General features: G+C 38.7%; 25 protein-coding genes. 10 read left to right on the top strand and 15 right to left on the bottom strand.

The features are described 5' to 3' along the window. Positions 1-37 precede the first annotated feature (37 nt). Positions 38-1,093: a DNA polymerase IV gene (gene dinB / locus ACWPWK_RS14790; protein ID WP_109373922.1), complete on the bottom strand. Its 1,056-nt coding sequence runs from the start codon at positions 1,091-1,093 to the stop codon at positions 38-40. Positions 1,094-1,326: 233 nt separating this feature from the next. Here dinB and ACWPWK_RS14785 point away from each other — a divergent pair, with 233 nt between their 5' ends. After that, positions 1,327-2,199: a glycerophosphodiester phosphodiesterase family protein gene (locus ACWPWK_RS14785; protein ID WP_109373921.1), complete on the top strand. Its 873-nt coding sequence runs from the start codon at positions 1,327-1,329 to the stop codon at positions 2,197-2,199. 95 nt (positions 2,200-2,294) lie between these two features. Here the strand turns inward: ACWPWK_RS14785 and nqrM are convergent, their stop codons facing one another. From nqrM to ACWPWK_RS14745, 8 genes are all read right to left on the bottom strand, one after another. Beyond that, complete coding sequence (gene nqrM / locus ACWPWK_RS14780; RefSeq protein ID WP_023580998.1) at positions 2,295-2,522, bottom strand: (Na+)-NQR maturation NqrM; 228 nt, start codon at positions 2,520-2,522, stop codon at positions 2,295-2,297. 19 nt (positions 2,523-2,541) lie between these two features. After that, complete coding sequence (locus ACWPWK_RS14775) at positions 2,542-3,564, bottom strand: FAD:protein FMN transferase (RefSeq protein WP_109373920.1); 1,023 nt, start codon at positions 3,562-3,564, stop codon at positions 2,542-2,544. An 80-nt stretch (positions 3,565-3,644) separates the two neighbouring features. Further along, positions 3,645-4,871, bottom strand: a complete 1,227-nt coding sequence (gene nqrF / locus ACWPWK_RS14770; RefSeq protein WP_109373919.1) for an NADH:ubiquinone reductase (Na(+)-transporting) subunit F — start codon at positions 4,869-4,871, stop codon at positions 3,645-3,647. Positions 4,872-4,887: 16 nt separating this feature from the next. Next, positions 4,888-5,484, bottom strand: coding sequence for an NADH:ubiquinone reductase (Na(+)-transporting) subunit E (gene nqrE, locus ACWPWK_RS14765; RefSeq protein ID WP_006534792.1), 597 nt, complete (start codon positions 5,482-5,484; stop codon positions 4,888-4,890). A gap of 5 nt (positions 5,485-5,489) precedes the next feature. Beyond that, a complete protein-coding gene (locus tag ACWPWK_RS14760; protein ID WP_088493503.1) occupies positions 5,490-6,119 on the bottom strand; it encodes an NADH:ubiquinone reductase (Na(+)-transporting) subunit D in 630 nt (209 codons plus the stop codon). Then, complete coding sequence (locus ACWPWK_RS14755) at positions 6,112-6,897, bottom strand: Na(+)-translocating NADH-quinone reductase subunit C (protein WP_109373918.1); 786 nt, start codon at positions 6,895-6,897, stop codon at positions 6,112-6,114. Before ACWPWK_RS14755 ends, ACWPWK_RS14760 begins: the two co-directional genes overlap by 8 nt. Beyond that, on the bottom strand, positions 6,890-8,128 hold the full coding sequence (locus tag ACWPWK_RS14750; protein WP_023581003.1) for an NADH:ubiquinone reductase (Na(+)-transporting) subunit B: 1,239 nt from the start codon (positions 8,126-8,128) through the stop codon (positions 6,890-6,892). Before ACWPWK_RS14750 ends, ACWPWK_RS14755 begins: the two co-directional genes overlap by 8 nt. A gap of 3 nt (positions 8,129-8,131) precedes the next feature. Further along, positions 8,132-9,472: a Na(+)-translocating NADH-quinone reductase subunit A gene (locus ACWPWK_RS14745; protein WP_109373917.1), complete on the bottom strand. Its 1,341-nt coding sequence runs from the start codon at positions 9,470-9,472 to the stop codon at positions 8,132-8,134. 415 nt (positions 9,473-9,887) lie between these two features. Between ACWPWK_RS14745 and ACWPWK_RS14740 the strand changes: the two genes are divergently transcribed. Next, entirely contained in the window at positions 9,888-10,655 is a 768-nt protein-coding gene (locus ACWPWK_RS14740) for a L,D-transpeptidase family protein (RefSeq protein ID WP_109373916.1), read from the top strand. Here ACWPWK_RS14740 and ACWPWK_RS14735 read toward each other — a convergent pair. Together ACWPWK_RS14735 and lpcA are read right to left on the bottom strand one after the other, a co-directional pair. Next, entirely contained in the window at positions 10,626-11,393 is a 768-nt protein-coding gene (locus tag ACWPWK_RS14735; protein ID WP_109373915.1) for a class II glutamine amidotransferase, read from the bottom strand. The two genes, ACWPWK_RS14740 and ACWPWK_RS14735, sit on opposite strands and share 30 nt — an antisense overlap. A gap of 53 nt (positions 11,394-11,446) precedes the next feature. Beyond that, the gene (lpcA, locus tag ACWPWK_RS14730; protein WP_109373914.1) at positions 11,447-12,025 is read right to left on the bottom strand and encodes a D-sedoheptulose 7-phosphate isomerase; all 579 of its coding nucleotides are present in this window, start codon (positions 12,023-12,025) and stop codon (positions 11,447-11,449) included. Positions 12,026-12,262: 237 nt separating this feature from the next. Between lpcA and fadE the strand changes: the two genes are divergently transcribed. Beyond that, entirely contained in the window at positions 12,263-14,710 is a 2,448-nt protein-coding gene (gene fadE / locus ACWPWK_RS14725; protein ID WP_109373913.1) for an acyl-CoA dehydrogenase FadE, read from the top strand. A 109-nt stretch (positions 14,711-14,819) separates the two neighbouring features. On the opposite strand, the gene lysA is transcribed toward fadE, so the two are convergent. Further along, positions 14,820-16,061, bottom strand: a complete 1,242-nt coding sequence (gene lysA, locus ACWPWK_RS14720) for a diaminopimelate decarboxylase (protein WP_109373912.1) — start codon at positions 16,059-16,061, stop codon at positions 14,820-14,822. 113 nt (positions 16,062-16,174) lie between these two features. Here lysA and ACWPWK_RS14715 point away from each other — a divergent pair, with 113 nt between their 5' ends. Continuing rightward, positions 16,175-17,101, top strand: a complete 927-nt coding sequence (locus tag ACWPWK_RS14715) for a LysR family transcriptional regulator (RefSeq protein ID WP_109373911.1) — start codon at positions 16,175-16,177, stop codon at positions 17,099-17,101. Here ACWPWK_RS14715 and ACWPWK_RS14710 read toward each other — a convergent pair. Then, positions 17,078-17,998, bottom strand: a complete 921-nt coding sequence (locus ACWPWK_RS14710; protein ID WP_109373910.1) for a LysR family transcriptional regulator — start codon at positions 17,996-17,998, stop codon at positions 17,078-17,080. The two genes, ACWPWK_RS14715 and ACWPWK_RS14710, sit on opposite strands and share 24 nt — an antisense overlap. A gap of 105 nt (positions 17,999-18,103) precedes the next feature. On the opposite strand from ACWPWK_RS14710, the gene ACWPWK_RS14705 reads away from it, so the two are divergent. Together ACWPWK_RS14705 and ACWPWK_RS14700 are read left to right on the top strand one after the other, a co-directional pair. After that, positions 18,104-18,976 (top strand): MBL fold metallo-hydrolase, encoded by an 873-nt coding sequence (locus ACWPWK_RS14705; protein ID WP_109373909.1) that lies wholly within the window; start codon positions 18,104-18,106, stop codon positions 18,974-18,976. Next, positions 18,964-19,632, top strand: coding sequence for a DsbA family protein (locus ACWPWK_RS14700; protein WP_109373908.1), 669 nt, complete (start codon positions 18,964-18,966; stop codon positions 19,630-19,632). The genes ACWPWK_RS14705 and ACWPWK_RS14700 overlap by 13 nt, the downstream gene beginning before the upstream one ends. Positions 19,633-19,739: 107 nt before the next feature. Here the strand turns inward: ACWPWK_RS14700 and ACWPWK_RS14695 are convergent, their stop codons facing one another. Then, positions 19,740-20,393, bottom strand: coding sequence for a prepilin peptidase (locus ACWPWK_RS14695; RefSeq protein ID WP_109373907.1), 654 nt, complete (start codon positions 20,391-20,393; stop codon positions 19,740-19,742). 251 nt (positions 20,394-20,644) lie between these two features. Between ACWPWK_RS14695 and rsmE the strand changes: the two genes are divergently transcribed. The 4 genes from rsmE to ruvX all read left to right on the top strand — a co-directional run bounded on the left by rsmE (position 20,645) and on the right by ruvX (position 23,469). After that, on the top strand, positions 20,645-21,376 hold the full coding sequence (gene rsmE, locus ACWPWK_RS14690) for a 16S rRNA (uracil(1498)-N(3))-methyltransferase (protein ID WP_109373906.1): 732 nt from the start codon (positions 20,645-20,647) through the stop codon (positions 21,374-21,376). A 10-nt stretch (positions 21,377-21,386) separates the two neighbouring features. Next, a complete protein-coding gene (gene gshB / locus ACWPWK_RS14685) occupies positions 21,387-22,343 on the top strand; it encodes a glutathione synthase (protein WP_109373905.1) in 957 nt (318 codons plus the stop codon). A gap of 143 nt (positions 22,344-22,486) precedes the next feature. Next, positions 22,487-23,050 (top strand): YqgE/AlgH family protein, encoded by a 564-nt coding sequence (locus tag ACWPWK_RS14680; protein ID WP_023581015.1) that lies wholly within the window; start codon positions 22,487-22,489, stop codon positions 23,048-23,050. Next, entirely contained in the window at positions 23,050-23,469 is a 420-nt protein-coding gene (gene ruvX / locus ACWPWK_RS14675) for a Holliday junction resolvase RuvX (RefSeq protein WP_109373904.1), read from the top strand. Before ACWPWK_RS14680 ends, ruvX begins: the two co-directional genes overlap by 1 nt. Before the next feature lie 49 nt (positions 23,470-23,518). Here ruvX and ACWPWK_RS14670 read toward each other — a convergent pair whose 3' ends face one another. Next, a complete protein-coding gene (locus tag ACWPWK_RS14670; RefSeq protein WP_109373903.1) occupies positions 23,519-24,523 on the bottom strand; it encodes a type IV pilus twitching motility protein PilT in 1,005 nt (334 codons plus the stop codon). Between the last annotated feature and the right edge of the window lie 17 nt (positions 24,524-24,540).

The raw sequence follows: 24,540 nt of genomic DNA, 5'->3' as shown, positions 1-24,540 counted from the left end.
TAGCCTGTCTGTTGATCGGCTATGGTTTTTTTAATTCTTACAGTGCTAAAAGAAGTTGTCGTTCTATTTGCGGATCTTGTAAGGTGACATGAAACCCGATTAATCGCACACCTCTGCCATTTCGGCGCTCATGCCATGCTTGGTAGGCAATATTTATTAAATCGGCTTTTTCTAAAATAGGATGAGTATGCTCTTGTGTCGTTAATTGAAAATCATCAAATTTTAGTTTAACGCCTTGCCTTGCTATCCTTAAATCGGGTTTCACTTTTGTTAGTCGCCTTTCTAATTCGCTATATAATCCGTCAAGTAATGCCAAGCAATCATCCCAAGAATTAATATCTGAAGCAAAAGTACGTTCAACTCCGACTGATTTTCTAAGTCTATCAGGGTTAATTTCACGTTCATCGATGCCATGACTGCGTTCCCATAAATTTTGACCAAATTTTCCAAATACTTTTACTAAAGAAATGACATCAGTACGGCGAATATCAGCACACGTTTCTAAGCCCATTTCTTGCAAGCGAGCAAATGTCACCTTACCTACACCTGGTATTTTGTTAAGCGGTAATTTTAAAATAAAATCATCGACTTGCTCTGGTGTAATAACAAATTGCCCATTTGGTTTGTTGATATCAGAGGCAATTTTGGCGAGAAATTTAATCGGTGCAATGCCTGCGGATGCAGTAAGATTTAACTCATCAAAAATTTGTTGGCGAATTTCTTGAGCGATCAACGTTGCAGAACCATGACAATGCTTACTGTCAGATACATCAAGATAAGCTTCATCGAGTGAAAGAGGTTCAATAAGGTGGGTATAACGAGAAAAAATTTGGCGGATCTTTGCTGATGTCTCTTTATAGAGAGGCATTCTGCCGGGTAAAACTTTTAAGTGAGGACATAACTTCAACGCTGTCGCCGTTGACATAGCACTACGGACGCCAAAACGACGAGCAGGATAATTCGCCGTGCAGATCACACCTCGGCTAGAAGCATTGCCTCCAACCGCAATTGGGATCTCTTTTAGTGCTGGATTATCTTGCATTTCAATCGCAGCATAAAAACAATCCATATCAACATGAATAATTTTACGCATACAATCACCTCGCTTCATTTACTGTTTAAATATACAGTAAATAAATATTAACTACAATTTTTATTCCTTCTCATCTCCCTCTATTGAGGTGTATTTCTCATAAAAATCTGAATTAGTCTGTTTATTTATAGAATTGTCACAAAGTGGTGATAGATTGTTTTAGCTCGCTGATTAATTACATTAATTTTAAATATTGTTTTGTAACTATATATAAAAAAAGGAAATAATTTTTCATGATCAAATTATTTATCGCTATTTCTCTCTTTTTTTATTCTGTAATTCTTATGGCATCTCCTAAAATTATCGCACATCGTGGTGGCACAGCTGATGCCCCTGAAAATACTGAAATTGCTATAAAAACAGCCCTCTCTAATCAAGCTGATGCAATTTGGATCACTATTCAATTATCGAAAGATAATATTCCTGTCCTTTATCGTCCTAGTGATTTAAAAAGCTTAACAAATGGGCAAGGTAGTATTTCTGACTTTACTGCACAGCAACTTAAACAATGGGATGCTGGCTATAAATTTGGTGAAGCACAACAATTTCCTTATCGAAATAAAGGTGTCACCATTCCAACATTGGATGAGATATTAACTCAATTCCCTACAACACAGTTTTATCTTGATTTAAAATCACCAGATGCTGATCCTGCAATCCAAGCTGAAGCATTAACCACCGTACTTCATAATCATAACGCACTGGATAGAACTCGCGTTTATTCTACAAATACTGCATTTCTTGACGCCTTATCGACTAATGTACAACGTTTTGAAAGTCGTGATATTACTCGTGATATTTTAGCCAATATCACAATGAGCCATATTTGCCTACTACCTGAAAATTTAGATATTACTCGTTGGTATGGGCTTGAGCTTCACCGCAAAGTAGAAGTTGTTGAGAAATACACATTAGGTGAAGCACGCTCAGCATCGGTTCTAAGTTGGGATAAAGACGCTATGTCTTGTTTTCGTGCTGGTGGCAATGCTCATATTGTTCTTTTTGGGATCAATACAGAGAAAGATTTTATTCAAGCCACAGAATTAGGTGCTGATGCAGTTATGGTCGATTCACCCGCAAATATGAAAGCATTTAGAAAAGAGTAAGCCCCTAACTTTTAGCTTCGCTTCTACAGAAAGAAGAAAATAAAAAAGAGTGATGTAAATATATACACCACTCTTTCTTTATTTTTATATCTTACTTAAAGAATTCTATTTTTATTAAGCAATTCTTCTCTTGCTGCATCTTTTGCCATACGTTTTTTACGTGCATCACAAGGTTCGGGGCAATCACACTCTTTTTCTATGCCCATAGCACCTAAACCGCCACAGCTACCTTGAAGGCTTTTACGTTTTACAATATAGCCTAACGCCATACCAAAGAAAGCAATCAAGAATAAGATGAAGGCAAATAGAAATATTTTTAACATAACCTTCTCTCCTTAAATTCTACTTTTTCAAGAACGGGGCGAATGCTTTACTATAACGCTCTTCAAACCCATTTTCAGTTTTCACTATCATGAAGACAGGAATATTTAGCTCGTTTGCTACTGCTAACCCTTTTTCAGGTCCTAAAACATTCAATCCTGTCGAAAGACCATCTGCGCTCATGCAAGTTGGCACAATCACAGTAATAGAAACAAGGTTATGTTTAATAGGATGACCTGTGGTTGGGTCAATAGTATGAGAAAAACGGACACCATTCTCTTCAAAATAGTTACGATAATCACCAGAAGTGGCTATTGAGTTATCACCTGGTTCAATAATTAACTGAACACTCTGTTTTGTGCCGTCATTTGCTGGTTTTTCAATCGCTATACGCCAAAGCTTGTCATTACCATTCACGCCTTGGGTTCTTACTTCACCACCAATATCAACCATATAGTTAGTAATATTCTGTGAAATTAAATATTCAGCCACAGCATCAACGCCATAGCCTTTAGCAATCGAAGAGAGATCGACATAAAGCTCAGGGATCTTCTTAATTAATGTATTACCTTCAACAGCAAGGTAATCAATTCCAATCCACTGTTTACGTTTTTCTAATTCATCTTCAGAAGGTTGATGCGTAAATCGGCCTTCTGGGCCAAATCCCCATAAATTAACTAACGGTCCAACGGTCACATCTAAAGCACCATCTGTTATTTTATTAATACGGATAGCTTCACTGACTACTTTAGCTGTCGCGGGTGAAACAGGAAATGGGGTATTAATTTCACGACTTTGATTGAAACGACTGAGTTCAGAATGAGGACGATATGTTGACATTTGATCGTTAACTTCTTCAAGGATACGATCAATCTCTGTTTGTAAGACGTTTTGTGGAGGTGAATTACTGTCAGGAACATATTTAATCGAGTAATAAGTTCCCATGGTTTCACCTTCTAATACCTGCTGCTTTTCACCACATGCAGATAATAGAACTAATGCAGACAGCATCACTATCCAATTTATCATCTTTCTTTTTAACATAACTCTCTCTTCTGATCATGAGCGCCCACATAAGTGGGCGCTTGTCATTTCATTCATTTATGCTTTATCGGAAGTTAGGATCAACCCCCAAAGTCATCCAGCATAATGTTTTCATCTTCAACGCCTAAATCTTTGAGCATTTTAATAACTGCTGCATTCATCACTGGCGGTCCACACATATAGAATTCACAGTCTTCTGGTGCTGGATGATTTTTGAGGTAGTTTTCAAACAACACATTGTGAATAAATCCAGTATAGCCAGTCCAATTATCTTCAGGCAATGCATCTGAAAGCGCGACATTCCATGTGAAGTTTTCGTTCTCTCTCGCGAGCATGTCGAAATCTTCTGTGTAGAACATCTCACGAACAGAACGCGCACCATACCAGAAGCTAATTTTACGTTTAGAATGTAAGCGTTTTAATTGATCAAAAATGTGTGAGCGCATTGGTGCCATACCTGCACCACCACCAATAAAGATCATTTCAGCATCAGTTTTCTTAGCAAAGAATTCGCCAAATGGCCCTGAAATCGTCACCTTATCACCCGGTTTTAATGACCAAATATATGATGACATAATTCCTGGTGGCACATCAGGATTACGTGGCGGAGGTGTTGCAATACGCACGTTTAACATGATGATGCCATGCTCTTCTGGGTAGTTCGCCATTGAATAAGCACGTACAGTAGTTTCTTTAACATCAGAAACATAACGGAACAAATTAAATTTATCCCAATCTTCACGATACTCTTCTGGTACATCAAAATCTTCATAACGTACCGTATGAGGAGGACATTCGATTTGAATAAATCCACCTGCACGGAAAGGTACAACCTCACCTTCAGGGATTTTTAACACTAATTCTTTAATGAAAGTGGCTTTATTATCATTTGAGATAACTTCACATTCCCACTTTTTAACACCAAAGATTTCTTCCGGTAATTCTAATTTCAGGTTGTTTTTTACGTTTACCTGACACGCTAAACGACAACCTTCTTTAGCTTCACGCTTATTAATATGTGAAAGTTCTGTCGGTAAAATATCACCGCCACCTTCCAGCACTTTAACGCGGCACTGACCACAAGAGCCACCGCCACCGCAAGCTGATGAAATAAAAATACCTTCGTTTGATAGTACGTTAAGTAATTTATCACCTGCTGGTGCATCAAAACTTTTGTCTGGGTCTCCATTGACCTCAACTGAAATATCCCCTGTATTGACCAGTTTTGATTTTGCGAACAAAATCAACGCTGTTAATACCAATACAATCAGGGTAAACATCACGACACCTAGAATAATTATATCCATGAGTTCTTCTCACCCTTTATAGCTGAACACCAGAGAAGGACATGAAACCTAATGCCATCAACCCTGTGGTGACAAAAGTAACGCCTAACCCTTTCATACCTGCCGGTACATCCGCGTACTTCATTTTCTCACGGATAGAAGCCAGTAATACGATGGCTAACATCCAACCAATCCCAGAGCCGAAACCATAAACAATAGATTCACTAAAGTTATAGTCACGTTGTGCCATAAATGACACACCACCGAAAATGGCGCAGTTAACGGTAATAAGTGGCAAGAAGATCCCTAGTGCGTTATACAGCGCAGGGAAATAACGGTCTAAAATCATTTCTAGGATTTGTACCAGTGCCGCAATCACACCAATGAAAGTGATAAAGTTTAAGAAACTTAAATCAACACCTTCCATTAATGCATTATCACGTAACACATAGTTGTAAACCAAGTTATTCAACGGTACAGAAAGACCTAGAACAACGGTAACAGCGATACCTAATCCAAAAGCTGTTTTTACGTTTTTAGAAACGGCGAGGAATGTACACATCCCTAAGAAGAATGCGAGCGCCATATTCTCAATAAAAACAGCACGAACAAACAGGCTTATATAATGTTCCATGGCGATTAGTCCTCTTCAACCTGTGCAGGTTTTAATGTACGTAATCCCCAAATTAGCAAGCCAATAATAAAGAACGCACTTGGTGCTAACAGGAATAAACCGTTTGGCTGATACCAGCCACCATTTTGGACAGACTCCATCACTGTAATGCCGAATAATTTACCAGAACCAAAAAGTTCACGTAAAAAACCAACAAGGATCAAGATAACGCCGTATCCTAAGCCGTTACCAATACCATCCATAAAGCTTTCAACAGGAGGTGCTTTCATCGCATAAGCTTCAGCACGTCCCATTACAATACAGTTAGTAATGATAAGACCAACGAAAACAGAAAGTTGCTTAGAAATTTCATACGCATAAGCTTGTAGTATTTGGTCAACAACGATAACTAATGAAGCAATAATCGCCATTTGAACAATAATACGAACACTACTTGGTATGTAATTACGAATGAGTGAAATAAAGAAGCTTGAAAATGCAGTAACCAAAGTTACCGCAATTGTCATCACTAATGCGGTTTCAAGTTTTGTTGTTACAGCCAATGCAGAACACACACCTAATACCTGTAAGGCAATCGGGTTGTTATCTAACAATGGCCCAAGTAAAACTCGTTTAATTTCTTTTGTATCAGCCATTGATCTCTCCTTCACGAACTTTTTTCAGGAATGGGCCGAAACCTTTTTCACCTAACCAGAAATCGAACATATGCTGGATACCATTTGAGGTCAGTGTCGCGCCAGAAAGTCCATCAATACCATAAGGGCTATCAGTTGTACCACTACGTACTATCTTAATTGCAGGAGTACCTTGTTCGTTAATTAAGCGCTTACCCTTCCATTGTGCTTTCCATTGTGGATTGTCTACTTCACCACCTAAGCCCGGTGTTTCACCATGAGCATAATAGGTAATGCCTTTAGAAGTCACACCATCAATATCAACCGCAACGAAAGCATACATCACAGACCATAAGCCAGAACCATAAACAGGTAGAACAACTTCTGTGGTTTTGCCTTGTTCATCAAGCACAAAGTAGACTTCTGCTGTATTAGCACGACGGCGAATTTTGGCGATATCTTCTTGTGGCGATAATGCAATTGAAGTGTCATCACTGCGTAAAGCCGCACTTAAATCAAAACTGCCTTTACTATCAGTCAGTTCACCTGTCTGGAAATTAACAATTTTTGCTTTAATACGAGTGTCATACACCTTCAGTACATCTGTCGCACTCATTTTAGGTACGAGCAGACCCGCAACATCAAGAATATTACGTTGTTTATCAAGAAGTTTTTGTTCTTCTTGTTTAGACTTCAGTCCAACAGCGGCTCCTGCTACTACCACGGAACACACAAGACATAGAATAAATACAACGAGGAACGTTCTTGCGACGCTATCTTTGTTTTTCTCTTTAGCCACGAGCTTGTCTCCGCTTAATATTCGCCTGAACAACCACGTAATCAAACAGTGGTGCAAATAAGTTTGCGAATAAGATTGCCAGCATCATACCTTCTGGGTAAGCCGGATTGACGACACGAATAAGCACAGCCATTACGCCAATCAAAATACCGTAAGCCCATTTACCTTTATCGGTAAACGATGCGGATACTGGGTCTGTTGCCATAAACATCATACCGAAAGCAAAACCACCTAATACTAAGTGCCAGTGCCAAGGCATAGAGAAGAGAGGATTAGTATCTGAACCGATAAAATTAAACAGGTATGACATTGCAATCATGCCCACCATTACCCCAGCAACAATACGCCATGAAGCAATGCGAGCAAAAAGAATGACAGCTCCGCCGATTAAAATCATCAGTGTAGAAACTTCACCGATCGACCCTGGAATATATCCAAGGAAAGCATCCATCCAAGAGATTGGTTGTTGAGTGACGGTATTTAATAATGCACTTTCACCCGATACAGACCATTGCGATAATGGTGTTGCACCAGAGAAGCCATCAGCCGCAGTCCAAACCAGATCACCTGAGATTTGAGCAGGATAGGCAAAAAATAGGAATGCACGACCTGCTAATGCAGGGTTTAAGAAGTTACGCCCTGTACCACCAAAGATTTCTTTCGCGATAACAACACCAAACGTAATACCTAATGCAGCCTGCCAAAGTGGTAATGTTGGCGGTACGATCAAGGCAAATAAGATTGATGTAACAAAGAAGCCTTCGTTAATCTCATGGCCACGAATAAAGGCAAAAAGAACTTCCCAAAATCCACCAACCGCAAAAACAACAAGATAAATAGGTAAAAAGTAAGTTGCACCAAGTAGCATCTTACTTGCCCATCCAGCATCTGTTGTTAATGATGCGCCGAGAAATTCAGCGAGGCGATAGTGCCAATCTGAAGCAATAATTTGCTGTAATTCAGCACCGCTATATAACTGATTAAGTGCTGGGATCGCTTGATGACCGACGTTATACATTCCCCAAAACATTGCTGGGAAAACAGCCAACCAAACTAAGATCATCATGCGTTTTAGGTCAATAGTGTCACGAACATGCCCACCATTACGCGTGACAGTACCAGGCGTATAAAATACCGTGGTAACGGCTTCATAAAGTACGTACCATTTTGCTAATTTGCCACCGGGCTCAAAATGGTGCTCTACTTTTTCAAATAAATTTTTCAAACCCATGAGTTACCCTTCCTGCTCAATTTTGGTCAATACTTGGCGCAGTGCTGGGCCATACTCATATTTGCTTGGGCAAACATAAGTACATAATCCCAAATCTTCTTCATCCAATTCCAAACAACCTAATGCTTGAGAACTGTCAGTATCACCTACAACTAAATCACGTAATAAATGCGTTGCCATAATGTCTAACGGCATCACACGCTCATAGTTACCAATTGGTACCATTGAACGTTCGCCACCATTCATTGTAGTTGTAAATGCAAAGCGTTTATTTTTTAAGAAGTGACCGATAGTTGTACGAGTGATAGAAAATTTATCGCTACCCGGCATACCCCAACCAAATAACTCTTTATCACGACCTTCACGTAATACAGAAACTTGGTTATGGAAACGACCTAAATAGTGATGAGCCTCATCAGATTTCCATCCCCATAATACAGAGCCAGAAATAATGCGGTTTTCACCATCAACTAATTGATCTTTAGTTAACTCATAGAGATCAGCCCCTAAACGAGTACGCACTAAACGAGGTGCTTTTACTTGAGGGCCAGCTAATGCAACAACACGCTCTGTATATAAAGAACCTGTTGTAAACAAATAACCAATAGCAATGACATCTTGGTAATTTAAATGCCAAACCATTTTCTTAGCACTCACAGGTTCTAAGAAATGGATATGCGTACCAACTAATCCTGCTGGATGTGGGCCTGCAAATTGGTTATAGCTAATTTGTCCATCATTTAATTTTGTAGGTGATTTTTCACCATGACAAACATAGACTTTGCCTTCGGTTAAACGAGTTAAAACAACAAGACCATCATTAAATGCCTTCTCATTTTGCTCAATAATAACCATAGGATCTGCTGCAAGTGGATTTGTATCCATTGCAGAGACAAAAATGGCGACAGGTGTTGTGCCTAAACGCGGAGTACGGCTATAAGGACGAGTCCTTAATGTAGTCCACATTCCCGAATTAACGAGGTTAGTTTCAACTTGTTCGCGGGTCAGGTCTGAGAGCGTTGAGCTATCATAGCGGTTAAAGGTGATTTCTTCGTCGCCATCAATTTCGATAACGATAGATTGGAACACACGACGCTCGCCGCGGTTAATTGCAACGACTTTACCACAAGCTGGGCTGGTGAAAATAACACCGGCATTCTTTTTATCTTCAAAAAGAATTTGCCCTTTTTTTACATGCTCACCTTCCGAAACCATCATAGAAGGACGCATACCGACATATTCTTCACCTAGCAATGCTACGCGTCGAATCGCGGGTCCGTCTTCTATCACTTGGGCAGGTGCTCCTGCAATTGGGAGGTCGAGTCCTTTTTTAATTTTAATCATAAGATTTGCACAAGTTTATCAGTTAAACCCTAAGCTACAAATTCACCCCGAAAATGTAGCGACTCTGTAATAAAAACATCTTAAGGTGTTTTTGAACCCTAAGTTATTTATCTCCGATAATTGTTAACTATTTCTCTTATTCTGCCGAACTGAATTTTATCATCTCAGCCTAAACCTGTCTGACTATTCGAGTGATTTAGCTCAAGCAAATGGGAATATTATTTTGACTGAAACGTTAATAACTCGTATAAACCGAATTAAAATATCATCTTTTTCGACGAGCGCTTAAATTTTATACAGAATATTTTGTAAAAGAAAAGAAACCATATCAGATTTTAATTTACAAATTTATTGCTTCATAGCAATCTACGATCTACTTTATCAACAAATTTTAAGCTATTTTTCTGATAAAACCATGACCAGTCACGCAAAACAACTAATCAGTTTTTTAACATTAATGTTAATTTCTTTATTTGTTAACGCTGAAAATAATTCAAGTTTTCTAATGAAACCTGTTAAAAAAAGTACAGGTCAGCCTATCTATATTCAGATTTTCAAAGAAGAAAGCTTACTTGAACTTTATACGGAAAAATTAGATGGACAATTAGAAAAAGTACGTACTTACCCCATTTGTAGCTATTCTGGTGGCCTTGGACCTAAAAAGTTTCAAGGTGATTTAAAAAGCCCAGAGGGTTTTTATCAGGTTAATTTCTCACAATTAAATCCGAACAGTCGATTTTACCGAGCTATCAACCTAGGATTTCCTAATCAATATGATAAATCAAAAGGATACACTGGCGATTTTTTAATGATCCACGGGGCTTGTAAGTCGGTTGGTTGCTATGCAATGACAGATTCTGTGATGGATGAAATTTATCAGTATGCTGAATTGGCGCTACAAGGTGGTCAATCTACGATTAATATTCATATTTTTCCATTTAAAATGACCACTGAAAATATGAAGAAACATCAGTATTCAAAAGATATGGATTTCTGGCAACAGCTTATGCCAGCCTACCAATATGTTGAAGAACGCAAACAAATCCCATCTGTTACCGTTCAAAATGGGCGTTATTTCGTTAATAGCACTTTGACTTCATCTAATAGTGTAAACCCCGTCCTTAACTTATCGCAAAATAGTGAAAGCAAATGGTTACAGGATACGCACACCACGATCAAATAAGACAAACTCACCAGCGGGAATACGCTGCCAAGATTCATTTCCAGTCAATGGTAATGTTGAAATAACAGAAACCACATCATCTGATTGTGTGTGTTGCTGGAAATCGATTTCTACATCTTGATCAAGTAATTTCGCTTTGCCGAAAGGCGCTTTACGTGTGATCCAATGTAAATTAGTTGAACAATATGCCATTACAAACCGACCATCTGACAACAGCATATTAAAAACCCCTTTTTGCTTTAATTGAGAGGCTAAAACAGCGATAAAACGAAATACAGCAGACCAATTCGCAGGGGTTCTTTTATAACGATTATCGAGCTGATTTAAGATCCAGCAAAATGCTTTTTCACTATCCGTCTGCCCAATGGCTCTAAAACGCCCAGTATCAAGAGATTGATAGCCTTTTAGTTGACCATTATGTGCATAAGTCCAGTTTTTTCCCCATAATTCACGGGTAAAAGGATGGGTATTTTCTAAAGAGACATTACCTCGATTCGCTTGACGAATATGAGCGATCACAGCCTCTGATTTAATAGGGTATTCTTGCACAAAGCGAGCGACTGGTGAAATTGCGCTAGCTTGAGGATCTTTAAATGTACGACATCCCAATCCTTCGTAGAAAGTAATTCCCCAACCATCTTTATGAGGTCCTGTCTTACCACCTCTTGGAATTAATCCACTTAGACTGAAATTAATATCTGTCGGTACATTTGCACTCATGCCTAACAACTCACACATCGCTCACTCCTTCTTGCCGATGTTTCTTGCTAGTTTATAGCAATATCAACAAATTATTTTTCCATTTCTTTTTCAATTAATTGGATCAGAATATGGATAACTTTAATATGAATTTCTTGAATACGATCAGCGTAACCGAAATGAGGTACACGAATTTCAATATCTGCTGTACCGTCCATTTTTCCGCCATCTTTACCCGTTAGCGTAATGACTTTCATGCCTTTCTCACGCGCAGCACTAATTGCTTTGATGATATTGCCTGAATTGCCTGAGGTTGAAATACCCAGCAGAACGTCACCTTCTTTACCCACAGCTTCAACATAGCGAGAAAAGATATATTCATAGCCAAAATCATTACTTACACATGAGATATGGCTTACATCTGAAATAGCAATGGCAGGATAACCAGGGCGATTTTCACGATAGCGTCCAGTTAGCTCTTCTGCAAAATGCATTGCATCACAATGAGAGCCACCATTACCGCAAGATAATACTTTACCGCCTGCTTTAAAAGAATCTGCTAATAACACCGCAGCTTTTTGGATAGCTTCAATATTTCCGTCATCTTGAAGAAAGCGAGATAGCGTATCTGCTGCTTCTGTTAATTCACCACGGATAAGATCTTGGTACATAGGATTTTTACTCCAGAAAGGTAATCGAAATTTTCTGTTTCTCAGTGTAACGGATTAAATGCCATGAAAGAAGATGCCTATTATAGACAAATGCTAACTTCTCTCATTTACGAATAATTTGTGAGCTATATTGTAATTAGAATGTAAATATATTGATAAAAGTTAGTGACTAGATTAGATCTAAATAACAAACAACAGGTCTGACCTCTGATCTCTTGCTAAATACAGGAGTTTATTATGACACTACTCAGTATCGTACTTTTTATCGTTCTTATTGGCTTACTTAGTTATCGCAAATTCAGTATTGCGGTAAGTAGCCTCGCGCTTATTGCTTATACATTAGTAATGGGTGTCGCCAATATTTGGAGTTACTGGTTACTCCTTCCCGTTGCATTGGTTTTATTACCCTTTACTATTCCTTCTATTCGTAGAGCCTATATCTCAGTACCTGCACTTAAAGCATTTCAAAAAGTCATGCCTTCTATGTCTAAAACAGAACAAGAAGCTATTGATGCAGGTACAACATGGTGGGAAGGTGAGTTGTTCCGTGGTGCTCCCGACTGGAAACAACTTCATAATTACCCTAAACCACAGCTAACAGCTGAAGAACAAGCTTTCCTTGATGGCCCAGTCGAAGAAGTTTGTCGCATGACAAATGACTTTGAAATCACTCATGAATTAGCTGATTTACCTCCTGAAATCTGGCAATACCTTAAAGATAATCGCTTCTTTGCGATGATCATTAAAAAAGAGTACGGCGGGTTAGAGTTTTCAGCCTACGCTCAATCACGCGTATTGCAAAAGCTGTCAGGAGTGTCTGGTATTTTAGCCATCACCGTTGGTGTACCTAACTCTTTAGGTCCTGGTGAGCTACTGCAACACTACGGTACTGATGAACAGAAAAAACGCTATTTACCAGGCTTAGCCAAAGGGGATGAAATTCCTTGTTTCGCCTTAACAAGCCCTGAAGCGGGTTCCGATGCAGGAGCTATTCCTGATAGTGGTGTTGTCTGTATGGGTGAATGGCAAGGCGAGCAAGTACTTGGTCTTCGTTTAACATGGAATAAACGCTATATCACTCTTGCTCCTATCGCGACCGTATTAGGATTAGCATTTAAATTACGCGATCCTGACCATCTATTAAGTAATGACGAAAACCCAGGCATTACCTGCGCGTTAATTCCAACTAATGTCAAAGGCGTTGAAATCGGTCATCGTCATTTCCCATTGAACGTACCATTTATGAATGGACCGACTCGTGGTAAAGATGTTTTTGTTCCTATCGATTACATCATTGGTGGGCCAAAAATGGCAGGTCAAGGTTGGAGAATGCTGGTGGAATGCCTCTCTGTAGGTCGAGGGATTACTCTGCCTTCAAATTCTACTGGTGGATTAAAAAGTGTGGCAATGGCAACTGGTGCTTATTCTCGTATCCGTCGTCAGTTCAAAATTCCAATTGGTAAAATGGAAGGTATTGAAGAGCCATTAGCACGTCTGGCTGGCAACGCCTATCTTTTAGATTCTGCGGCAACCTTAATTACTACGGGCATTATGCTGGGAGAAAAACCCGCCGTATTATCAGCTATCGTCAAATATCATTGTACTCACCGAGCACAACGTGGCGTTATTGATGCAATGGATATCGTGGGTGGTAAAGGGATCAGCCTTGGACCATCAAACTTTGTCGCACGTTCTTATCAAGGCTCTCCGATTGCCATCACTGTTGAAGGTGCCAATATTTTAACTCGTAGCATGATCATTTATGGTCAAGGTGCTATCCGTTGTCATCCTTATGTATTAGATGAAATTGCAGCAGCACGAGACAATAACCTACATGATTTTGACCGCGCTTTATTTGGTCATATTGGCCATGTGGCAAGTAATACCTTACGCAGTTTGTGGTTGGGTATCACTAATGGTCGATTAAGTAATTCTCCTACTAATGATGAAACCCGTCGTTATTATCAACAAATTAACCGCCTAAGTGCCAATATGGCGCTATTGTCTGATGTTTCAATGGGAGTTTTAGGTGGAAGCTTAAAACGTCGTGAGCGTATTTCAGCACGTTTAGGTGACATATTAAGTCATATCTTCCTCGCTTCTGCCGCGCTTAAGCGTTATGAAGATGAAGGTCGCCATACCGCGGATTTACCTCTCGTACATTGGAGCGTAAAAGAGTGCTTATACCAAGCTGAGAATGCAATTGATGAACTGCTACGCAATTTTCCAAGCCGTGTTATCGCAGGCACCATGCGTGCAATTATTTTCCCACTAGGTAAAGCTCAAAAATTACCATCAGATAAATTAGATAGCAAAGTAGCACAACTTATCCAACAACCGTCTGAAACTCGTGATCGCATTGGTAGAGGTCAGTACTTAACACCGAGCGAGCATAATCCACATGGTTTAATGGAAGAAGCACTACTGGATATCTTAGCTGCTGAGCCTATTTTCGACCGCATTTGCCGCCTCTATGAGAAGAAATTTAGCTTTACTCAATTAGATAAATTAGCGGATAAAGCACTGGCTGATAAACGAGTAACTCAAGAAGAAGCCGATATCTTACGTAAAGCAGAACAGAGTCGCTTACGGAGTATCAATGTTGATGAGTTTGACTTTGATGCATTGGCGGTACCTGCAAAAAAGCAGAAAGCTGACAATCTCAAAACAGATAAAGCCGCTTAAAAATATATAGGGGAAGATGTTTCCCTATAAAACACAAACACCTCATCACTAAAATAGTCATGAGGTGTTTTTTATTTTTCAATGAAAGCATATTTAATAAAAAAATGAATTAGAGATCTAATTCCAACGCTAATAACTCTTCTATTGTTTGACGACGACGAATTAATTGGGGAACGCCCTCTGTTATCAACACTTCAGGAATAAGTGGTCGGCTATTATAATTTGATGACATTGAAGCACCATAAGCGCCAGTATCATGAATAACTAAATAATCACCTACCTGTGCTTGAGGTAATAAACGAGGAACAACAGTGCCTCCCTCTTGCTGAGTAAAAACATCTCCAGATTCACACAAAGGACCAGCCACAATCGTCTCTTGTAATTCTGTCATTGGTTTTATTTGACCATGGCTATCTAAAACTGAAATTTGATGATAACTGCCATACATTGCAGGGCGCATTAAATCACTAAATCCAGCATCCACCAGCACATAATGACGACTTCCCATTGATTTAACGGCTCTCACTTGTGAAATCAATACCCCTGACTCAGCCACTAAAAAACGTCCTGGCTCGATTTCTAACTCAACAGAATGTCCTAACTGCTGTGCAATACGCTGACGAGCCTTATCCCATAAAGAAAAATAGTGATCCAAATCGACTATCGCATCACCCTCTTGATAAGGCGTTGACAATCCGCCTCCTGCCGAAATAGCCTGAATATCAACTTGAGAGGTAAGCACTTGCTCTACCATTGCATCACAGACACTAGAAAGGTGTTGATAATCAACACCAGAGCCAATATGCATATGAAAACCAACTAGCGTTAAATTGTATTGTTGGATCACGGCTAACGCTTCAGGCACATCTTCATACCAAATACCATGCTTACTGTTTTCTCCGCCTGTATTGGTTTTTTGGCTATGTCCATGACCAAATCCAGGATTAATTCTTATCCAAACCGCATGCCCTTGATTGCGTTCACCTAATTGACGAAGCATATCAATGGAGCCAGCATTAACAGGAATATCTAATTCAACAACACGCTCAATGGTTCTTTCATCAAGTAAATCAGCCGTAAAGACAATCTCACTTTTTTCTCTACCTCCTTGATAACCCGCAACTAAAGCACGTTCAATCTCTCCTAATGAAACAGAGTCAACTTTAACACCCTGTGCTTTCATTAAACGTAAGATATGAATATTGGAGCAGGCTTTTTGAGCAAAACGAACCACATCAAAAGATTTAAGCTGAGCAATACGCTGAGAAATCGTATCGCCCTGATAAATCCATAATGGCGTTCCATAAGTTTGTGCTAATTGGTATTGAGCCATAGTTATTGATGTTGTCATGTTATCTACTCATAAAAATCACGGGGGGAATAAATTCATTATTTATTAACTTACAAGGGAATAAAAATATCAAATAAGCTACACTCTATTCACCTGTGATATAGGAATAGACAATGAAAGCTCCTTTTAATTGGCGGCATATTGAAATTTTTCATGCAGTGATGACCACTCAGAATCTAACTGAAGCCGCAGAGTTACTGAAAACATCACAACCCACTGTCAGTAGAGAGTTGTCTCGTCTTGAGCATCTATTAGCATTTAAATTATTTGATAGAATAAAAGGTCGTTTACAACCCACAACTGAAGGGTTACGCTTTTTTGAGGAAGTACAGCGTTCTTATTATGGCTTAGATAGAATAATTAACGCCGCTGAAAATATTCGCCATTTTAACCAAGCAGAATTGAATATCACCTGCTTGCCCGCATTTGCTCAGTCATTATTACCTTCAATTTGCCGACAATTTCTAGATACATATCCTGATGTCAACTTAACCATTGTTCCGCAAGAATCGCCTTTATTAGAAGAATGGTTGTCGGCTCAACATTATGATTTAGGGTTAACTGAACACACTCAAACGCCAGCAGGAACGCAACAAGAAACGCTACTCACACTCAATGAAGTTGCAGTTTTGCCAAAATCACACCCATTGTGTAAAAAGCCATTGTTAAATCCTGCTGATTTTCAAAGCCAGCGTTTTATTAGCTTGTCTGCCAATGATAGCTACCGACAATTGATTGATACCGTTTTTATTAAAGATGGAATTACACGACAGCTAGTGATGGAAACGCAAAGTGCTGCCTCTATTTGTGCCATGGTGAGTGAAAATATCGGCATTTCAATTGTTAACCCGATTACCGCACTTGATTACTTAGATAAGTCTATTTGTCTTCGTCCTTTAAGCTTTTCTATCCCCTTTACCATCAGCTTAATTACTCCATCACATCGCCCGTCATCACAACTTGTTTCCTATTTTATTGATGTGATGAAAGAGACATTATCAGATTACCCTAAGCAACTAACCCAAGCTTTTACCCGATAAAGCAAGCCAGTAAGGTGATGATGAAAACCACTCAACTAAGAAATCCAACAATACTCTGACAGCTGCGGGCATATTTTGCCGACTCGCTAAAACTGCATAAATCCCCATCGGCAAAGCTTGATAGTTAGCCAAAACTTGTTCTAATTCACCGCTTTCAAGATAAGGTTTGGCTGAATAATAAGGTTGTAGCGATATGCCGACTCCTTTTAACGTAGCTTGCAATAAAACAACTGATTCATTTGCACTTAAATTACCGCCAACAGGGACTGAATAACGTTCATCACCTAAATTAAATTCCCACAAGCTACGACCAAAAAATCGGTAAGTTAAACATTGATGCTGAGCAAGCTCATCTGGCGTTTGAGGTATACCTTTTTTTGCTAAGTAATCTTTATGAGCACACACCACTGAAAGACATGTCGCTAACGAGCGTGCGATTAAATTAGGCTCAAGGTGATTCGTAATACGCAATGCAATATCAATTCGTTCTTCTACCAAATTCACGGTTTGATTGGTAATTTGTAAATCAACCGCAATTAAAGGATAACGTTGCATAAACTCGCATATCGCCACTGACAAAATACTATTTGCTAATGATTGTGAACTGGTAATACGAACAAGCCCGCTGATTTGATGACGTTCTTTCGGAATATTGGCAGGAATACGTTCAGCCATTTCTAATAGCTGTAAACTCTGTTCATATACCATTTCACCTACTGATGTTAGGCTTTGTTTGCGTGTCGTTCTATGCAATAAACGCACCCCAGCCCACTCTTCCATTTCATTTAAATAACGCGTCACCATAGCTCTAGACATACCTAGATAATCAGCAGCTTTTATCATGCTTCCCTGCTTCACAATGGTTACAAACACTTCTGATGATTTTATTTTATCCATTTTATTTGCTCGATTTACGCAACAATTAATTACCTAAAATAGGGTTTTTCTCTTGTTTTATGCAACATATTATAGTCAGCAACAACATTATGGAGAAAACAAAAGATGAAAAAATTACTTCCTTTAACACTTGCAACTACCGCATTCTTCGCAACATCAGCGCTAGCAACTGATTTAACATTAGATATTTATAACCCAGAAGAAGCGAGTGTTTTTCCTGTCTCTTCTGAAATTATTTATGGCGATAAAGATGCCGTATTAATTGATGCACAATTTCAAAAAAATGATGCACAAGCGCTGGTTGATAAAATAAAAGCCTCTGGAAAAAACCTGACTTATATCTATATCAGCCACTCTGATCCTGATTTTTATTTTGGGTTAGATGTCATTACTAATGCATTTCCAAATGCCAAAGTGATTGCAACCGCACCCACAATTAAAGCCATTAATGAAACACAAGCAGGAAAACTTGCCTACTGGGGGCCTGTGCTTAAAGAAAATGCCCCTCAGAAAATTATCATTCCTGAAGTACTAAAAGGTGATAGTTTTTCTTTAGAAGGTGAAACCATTTCAGTCAAAGGCTTAGACGGACAATCTCCAGATAGAACATACCTTTATGTTCCAAAACTTAATGCAGTAATGGGTGGTGTTTTAGTTTCTGAAAATATTCATGTTTGGTTGGCTGATACTCAAACCGTGGCAGAACGCCAACATTGGGTTAGTGCATTGCAGCAAATAAAATCACTATCCCCAAAAACCGTTATTCCTGGTCACTATTTACCAAAAGCAACATATGACCTACAAGCTGTTGACTTCACAATGAATTACCTAATTGAAGCTGAGAAAAATCTTGAAAAGACAAAAAATTCAGATGAATTTATTGCAGCAATGGAAAAAAATCATCAGAATTTAGCAGATAAATCAAGCCTAGAGCTTAGTGCAAAAGTACTAAAAGGAGAGATGCAGTGGCCTCAGTAGCAAGCAATACAGGTAATACCCTAGGTACTAAAATATTGCACTATGTTTATGATCCTCTTTGTGGTTGGTGCTACGGCATTGCCCCTTTGATTGAAGCAGTAAGCAATGCATTTCCACATTCCATTAAGCTACATGGCGGTGGATTGTTTACACCCGCAAGAGTAGTAACGGGAGGTCAATCATGGAAAGAGCATGTCACGCCAATTGATGACCGTATTAGTCAATTATCTGGCCAAGTTTTTAGTCATGCGTATCGTGATTGCCTTGGTAATACGGAGATGGTATTAAATTCACTGCTACCTATTTCAGCTATTCTTGTTGCCGAAAAAATGGGAAACCGTAATGTTTATTTACTAAAAGCATTACAAGAGGCCTATTATCTTGATGGTTTAAATATCAGTGACAAAGACACACTGCTATTTATTGTGAAAAAACTTGGCTTTGATGTTGAACAATTTGCATCCTTATTATCTGACATCAGCAATAACCAAGTTCAGCAACATTTAAACCAAACACAACAATTAATGCACCAAGTTAATGGTCGTGGTTTTCCGACTTTATTTATTGAAGATAACCAAGGTTATCGCCTGATATCGATTGAAAAATATTTAGGTGATACAAAACGTTGGCAGCAATTTATAAAAGAAAATCTATAATCTTCTTTTCAGTGTGCTGATTAATTTCCGCACACTGTCTTCTTTATTTCGATTTTTACTATTTTATTTTTTGTTATAAATGCCTAACCAGAACAGATTGAAATCAACTAATTAAAGGAATTATAAGACGAAAAATAAAAACCTAATATCATTAATGTTGAAAATGAAAGACAAGAGCCAAATGCTACTTTTTTTAAAAACTCTTTCGTTGTGAGCAATACTCCGCAATACACACTTAATCCCAACAAAGAGCCGAGTAATAAAATATAAGGTAATTTTTCAAATCCACACCATGCACCTATCGCACTAAATAGTTTCACATCACCAAAACCTAAAACACATTTTTGATAGATCAAATATCCCCATAAATAGATGCCATAAAAAAGCCCTGCACCACCTAAAAAACCATAAAAAGCATGATCAAAAGGTACTAGTCCAAAGGTTGTGTAATTGCACGATAGCCCTAAAAATATTAGCCAATAAGTCAATGTATTAGGCAAAAGAAAATAATCAGCATCAAAGAAAGAGAGCATTAATAAATAAAAACTTAATACAGAAAGTATTATCAATAAAGAAAGCGAATAAATTGAAAAAAACCAATATAAACAAATAATGATATAACTTATAGCAAGTTGTTTACGACGGGTTTTAGGTAACAAAAATAATAGTAAAAAAGGCAGACAAAACTTAATAAAAACAAGAAACTCATTCAAAAAAAAGAGTAAAGGTGTTTTTATAAAACAACAACGGCTTAATGGCATAAATATCTACTCCTTAGATACCTCGTTATCCCTGTTAAACGACTGTATAAGAGTCTCCATTTAATACCGAGAATTTTCTTTATAATAACAATGAAAACATGAAATTTTGCGACAAAACACGCAATAAGATCCGCGCTATAATAACGATAAAAGCAAAGTGATAACTTGCATGCCATAATGTCATGCGTATGATGCATATCACATATTTTATTTATCACGGTTAACCATCTTTTACGTAAGGGTTTCACGTTATGCGTATTCCTCGCATTTATCATCCAGAACCACTCACAGCAGGTACTCAAACAGCATTAGATGAAGAAGCATCTAATCATGTTGGGCGTGTATTAAGAATGTCTACTGGGCAAAAACTGGCACTGTTTGATGGTTCAAATCAGGTATTTGATGCTGAAATTATCGAAAGCACAAAGAAGTCAGTCACTGTGCAAATTAATGATGGCATTGTTGATGATAAAGAATCCCCTCTCGACCTCCATTTAGGGCAAGTGCTTTCACGAGGCGAGAAAATGGAGTTTACTATTCAAAAATCAGTTGAGTTAGGTGTTAATACGATCACTCCACTGATCTCCGAACGCTGTGGTGTTAAACTTGACCCTAGCCGTTTAGAGAAAAAGCATCAGCAATGGCAAAAAATTATTATCTCGGCATGTGAGCAATGTGGCAGAAATCGCATTCCACAATTAATGCCAGTGATGTCATTAGAAGAATGGTGTGCTCAAGATGATAGTAGTTTAAAACTCAATTTACATCCTAGGGCTAACCAAAGTATTAATACCTTACCCTTACCGGTTAAAAAAGTGCGCTTATTGATTGGCCCTGAGGGTGGACTTTCTCCTGAAGAAATCGCCATGACAGCAGAGCACCATTTTACTGATATTTTATTAGGTCCTCGTGTATTAAGAACTGAAACAACAGCACTCACCGCAATCACCGCTTTGCAGGTTCGGTTCGGCGATCTGGGATAAAGGAGAAGTAATGATTAAATTAGGTATTGTGATGGACCCAATTTCATCCATCAAAATCAAAAAAGACACCAGCTTTGCCATGCTATTAGAAGCGCAACGTCGTGGCTGGGAAATTCATTATATGGAGATGAACGATCTTTACCTACATCAAGGTGAAGCACGCGCTCACACTCGTTTACTCAGCGTAGAAGAGAACCCAGAGAAATGGTTTGAATTTGGCCAAGAGCAGGATATTGCTTTAGGTGAATTAGATACTATTTTAATGCGTAAAGATCCGCCTTTTGATACCGAATTTATCTATGCAACCTATATTTTAGAACGCGCTGAAGATATGGGAACACTGATAGTCAATAAGCCACAAAGCTTACGTGACTGTAATGAAAAACTCTTTACTGCATGGTTCCCAACATTAACACCCGACACATTAGTCACTCGTGAAGCTAAGCATTTACGTGCTTTCCATGAAAAACACGGTGATGTTATTTTCAAGCCACTAGATGGTATGGGTGGTGCATCAATCTTCCGCTTGAAAAAAGATGATCCAAACGTAGGTGTTATTATTGAAACATTGACAGAACATGGTCATCGTTTCTGTATGGCACAAAATTTCCTACCTGAAATCGTTAACGGCGACAAACGTATCCTTGTTGTTGATGGCGAACCAGTGCCTTATTGCTTAGCTCGAATTCCTGCAAAAGGCGAAACGCGAGGTAACTTAGCTGCTGGTGGTCGTGGAGAAGCTCGTCCATTAACAGAAAGTGATTGGGCAATTGCGCGTCAAGTTGCACCTATTCTTAAACAAAAAGGTCTTATTTTTGTCGGACTAGATGTTATTGGCGATCGTTTGACTGAGATTAACGTTACAAGCCCAACCTGTGCCCGTGAAATTGAAGCAGCTTATCCTGATATTTCTATTACAGGCATGTTAATGGATGCTATTGAAGTACGCTTAAACAAGAAAAACTAACTTTTAGACACAGAGATTAACGGGTTTAAAAGTATGAACCTAGCCCCCACATATTAATCAATAAGCGGTATACATTAAGAAATACAATGTATAAAAGGGCTAGGTTTTTTTAATAAAAATGATCAGGGAACAGTACTACTATTATGAATTTACTTAACCATTTTCTTATTGCTATGCCTTCATTAAGCGATCCGTTATTTGAACGCTCGGTCGTCTATGTTTGCGAACATAATGAAAACGGTGCGATGGGCTTAATTATTAATAAACCTATCGAAGATATCTCTGTGGAAGGTGTATTAGATCAATTGGAAATTTTTTCGACTGATAGAGACGAAGCAATTAGCTTACAAAAACCTGTGATGTCAGGAGGCCCAGTTGCAGAAGAACATGGTTTTATCTTGCATACTCCAGTTTCAGGTTTTAGTTCTAGCATCAAAATTAGTGACAGCACAATGATCACAACTTCCAAAGATGTATTAGAAACCCTAGGTACAGCAAGGCAACCAGAAAAAACATTAGTCTCTCTAGGTTATTCCAGTTGGGAACAAGGCCAATTAGAGAAAGAGATTTTAGAAAATAGCTGGCTAACAGTTGAAGCCTCACCTCAAATTATTTTTGATACCCCTATTGCTGAACGTTGGCATAAAGCCGCTGAATTAATTGGGATTAATATCCACACCATTTCACCAATAGCGGGTCACGCATAATGTCAAACAGAACGGTAATGGGCTTTGATTTCGGCACTAAAAGCATTGGTGCCGCTATTGGTCAAGAAATTACAGGAACCGCTAGACCTTTAGCCTCATTTAAAGCAAAAGATGGTATTCCTGATTGGACTCAAATCGAAAAAATCATAAAAGAGTGGCAACCTGATTTAGTGGTTGTCGGCTTACCTCTTAATATGGATGGCACCGAACAGTTAGTCACAACTCAAGCTAAAAAGTTTGCTAATCGCCTTCATGGTCGATTTGGTGTACAAATTGCGTTGCATGATGAACGCCTTAGCACCGTAGAAGCTCGCGCTCATCTTTTTGAACGTGGTGGTTACCGCTCCTTAGATAAAGGCAGTGTAGATGCAGCATCTGCCGTTATTATTCTTGAAAGCTGGTTTGAACAGCAACCCTAAAAAAATAGGTTTCACTTCGTGATCCCCACCTATTTTTACTTATAAGTTATCATTCAGCTTGAATTAAACCTTCATGTTGGCGTTGCTGCCGACTTAACATGAAGGTTTGCATACCGTATTCACAGCCTGTTTGCATTAATGTTGTCACTTGGTGGTATTTTCCTTCTCTTATAAGATGTGAAATACCCTGCGTAACCTGCATTATTTCAAATAACGCCACACGCCCACCTTCAGTTGAAGGCACTAACTCTTGTGAAATTATCGCCCTTAAACTGCACGCTAATTGTGATGAAATCCATTGCCGCTCATTACCTGTAAATACATTAGTTACGCGCTCAAGCGTTTGTGCCGCCCCTTGAGTATGCAATGTTGCCAGCACCAAATGCCCTGTTTCTGCTGCCGTTAATGCCAACTGAATACTTTGTGCATCTCTTAACTCACCCAACATAATGACATCTGGATCTTGGCGTAGAGCACTCTTTATTGCATTTGCAGTATGTTGAACATCTCGCCCTATTTCCCTTTGCTGTACAATGCTTTGCTTATTGCCATGTATAAATTCAATAGGATCTTCTAATGTCAAAATATGCTGACGTTGATATTGGTTTAAATGGTTGATCATTGCGGCTAATGTCGATGATTTTCCACTTCCTGTTGCGCCAGTCACTAAAATAAGTCCATGAGAATAATTATCTAATAATGTTGAAACCGACTTGGGTACTCGAAGTTTATCTAAAGAAGGAATTTGTGTTTCAATTATTCTTAATACTGCTGAGACACCTTTTTGTTGGCGAAATAAATTAATACGAAGTCGTTGCCCACAAGACAGTGTAAGTGCCGTATCAACCTGCCCTTCATGCTCAAAAGTTTGCTTTTGAGCATCACTCAAAAAAGGCTTGAGCCACGTTAGTAGACTATCGGAAGTGATAGGTTTACATTGATTTTGTTGATAAAGTATTCCATTGATCCGCAATCGAGGTACATCACCACAACAAAGGTGCAGATCCGAAGCGTTATGCTTTACACTATATGCAATTAAATTTTCCATTTTCATCTTATTATCTCCTGAGT

It is taken from the genome of Proteus sp. Marseille-Q3619 (assembly GCF_965283115.1).
The sequence above is the reverse complement of the archived record's forward strand: the minus strand, read 5'-3'. Positions and strand labels throughout refer to the sequence as shown.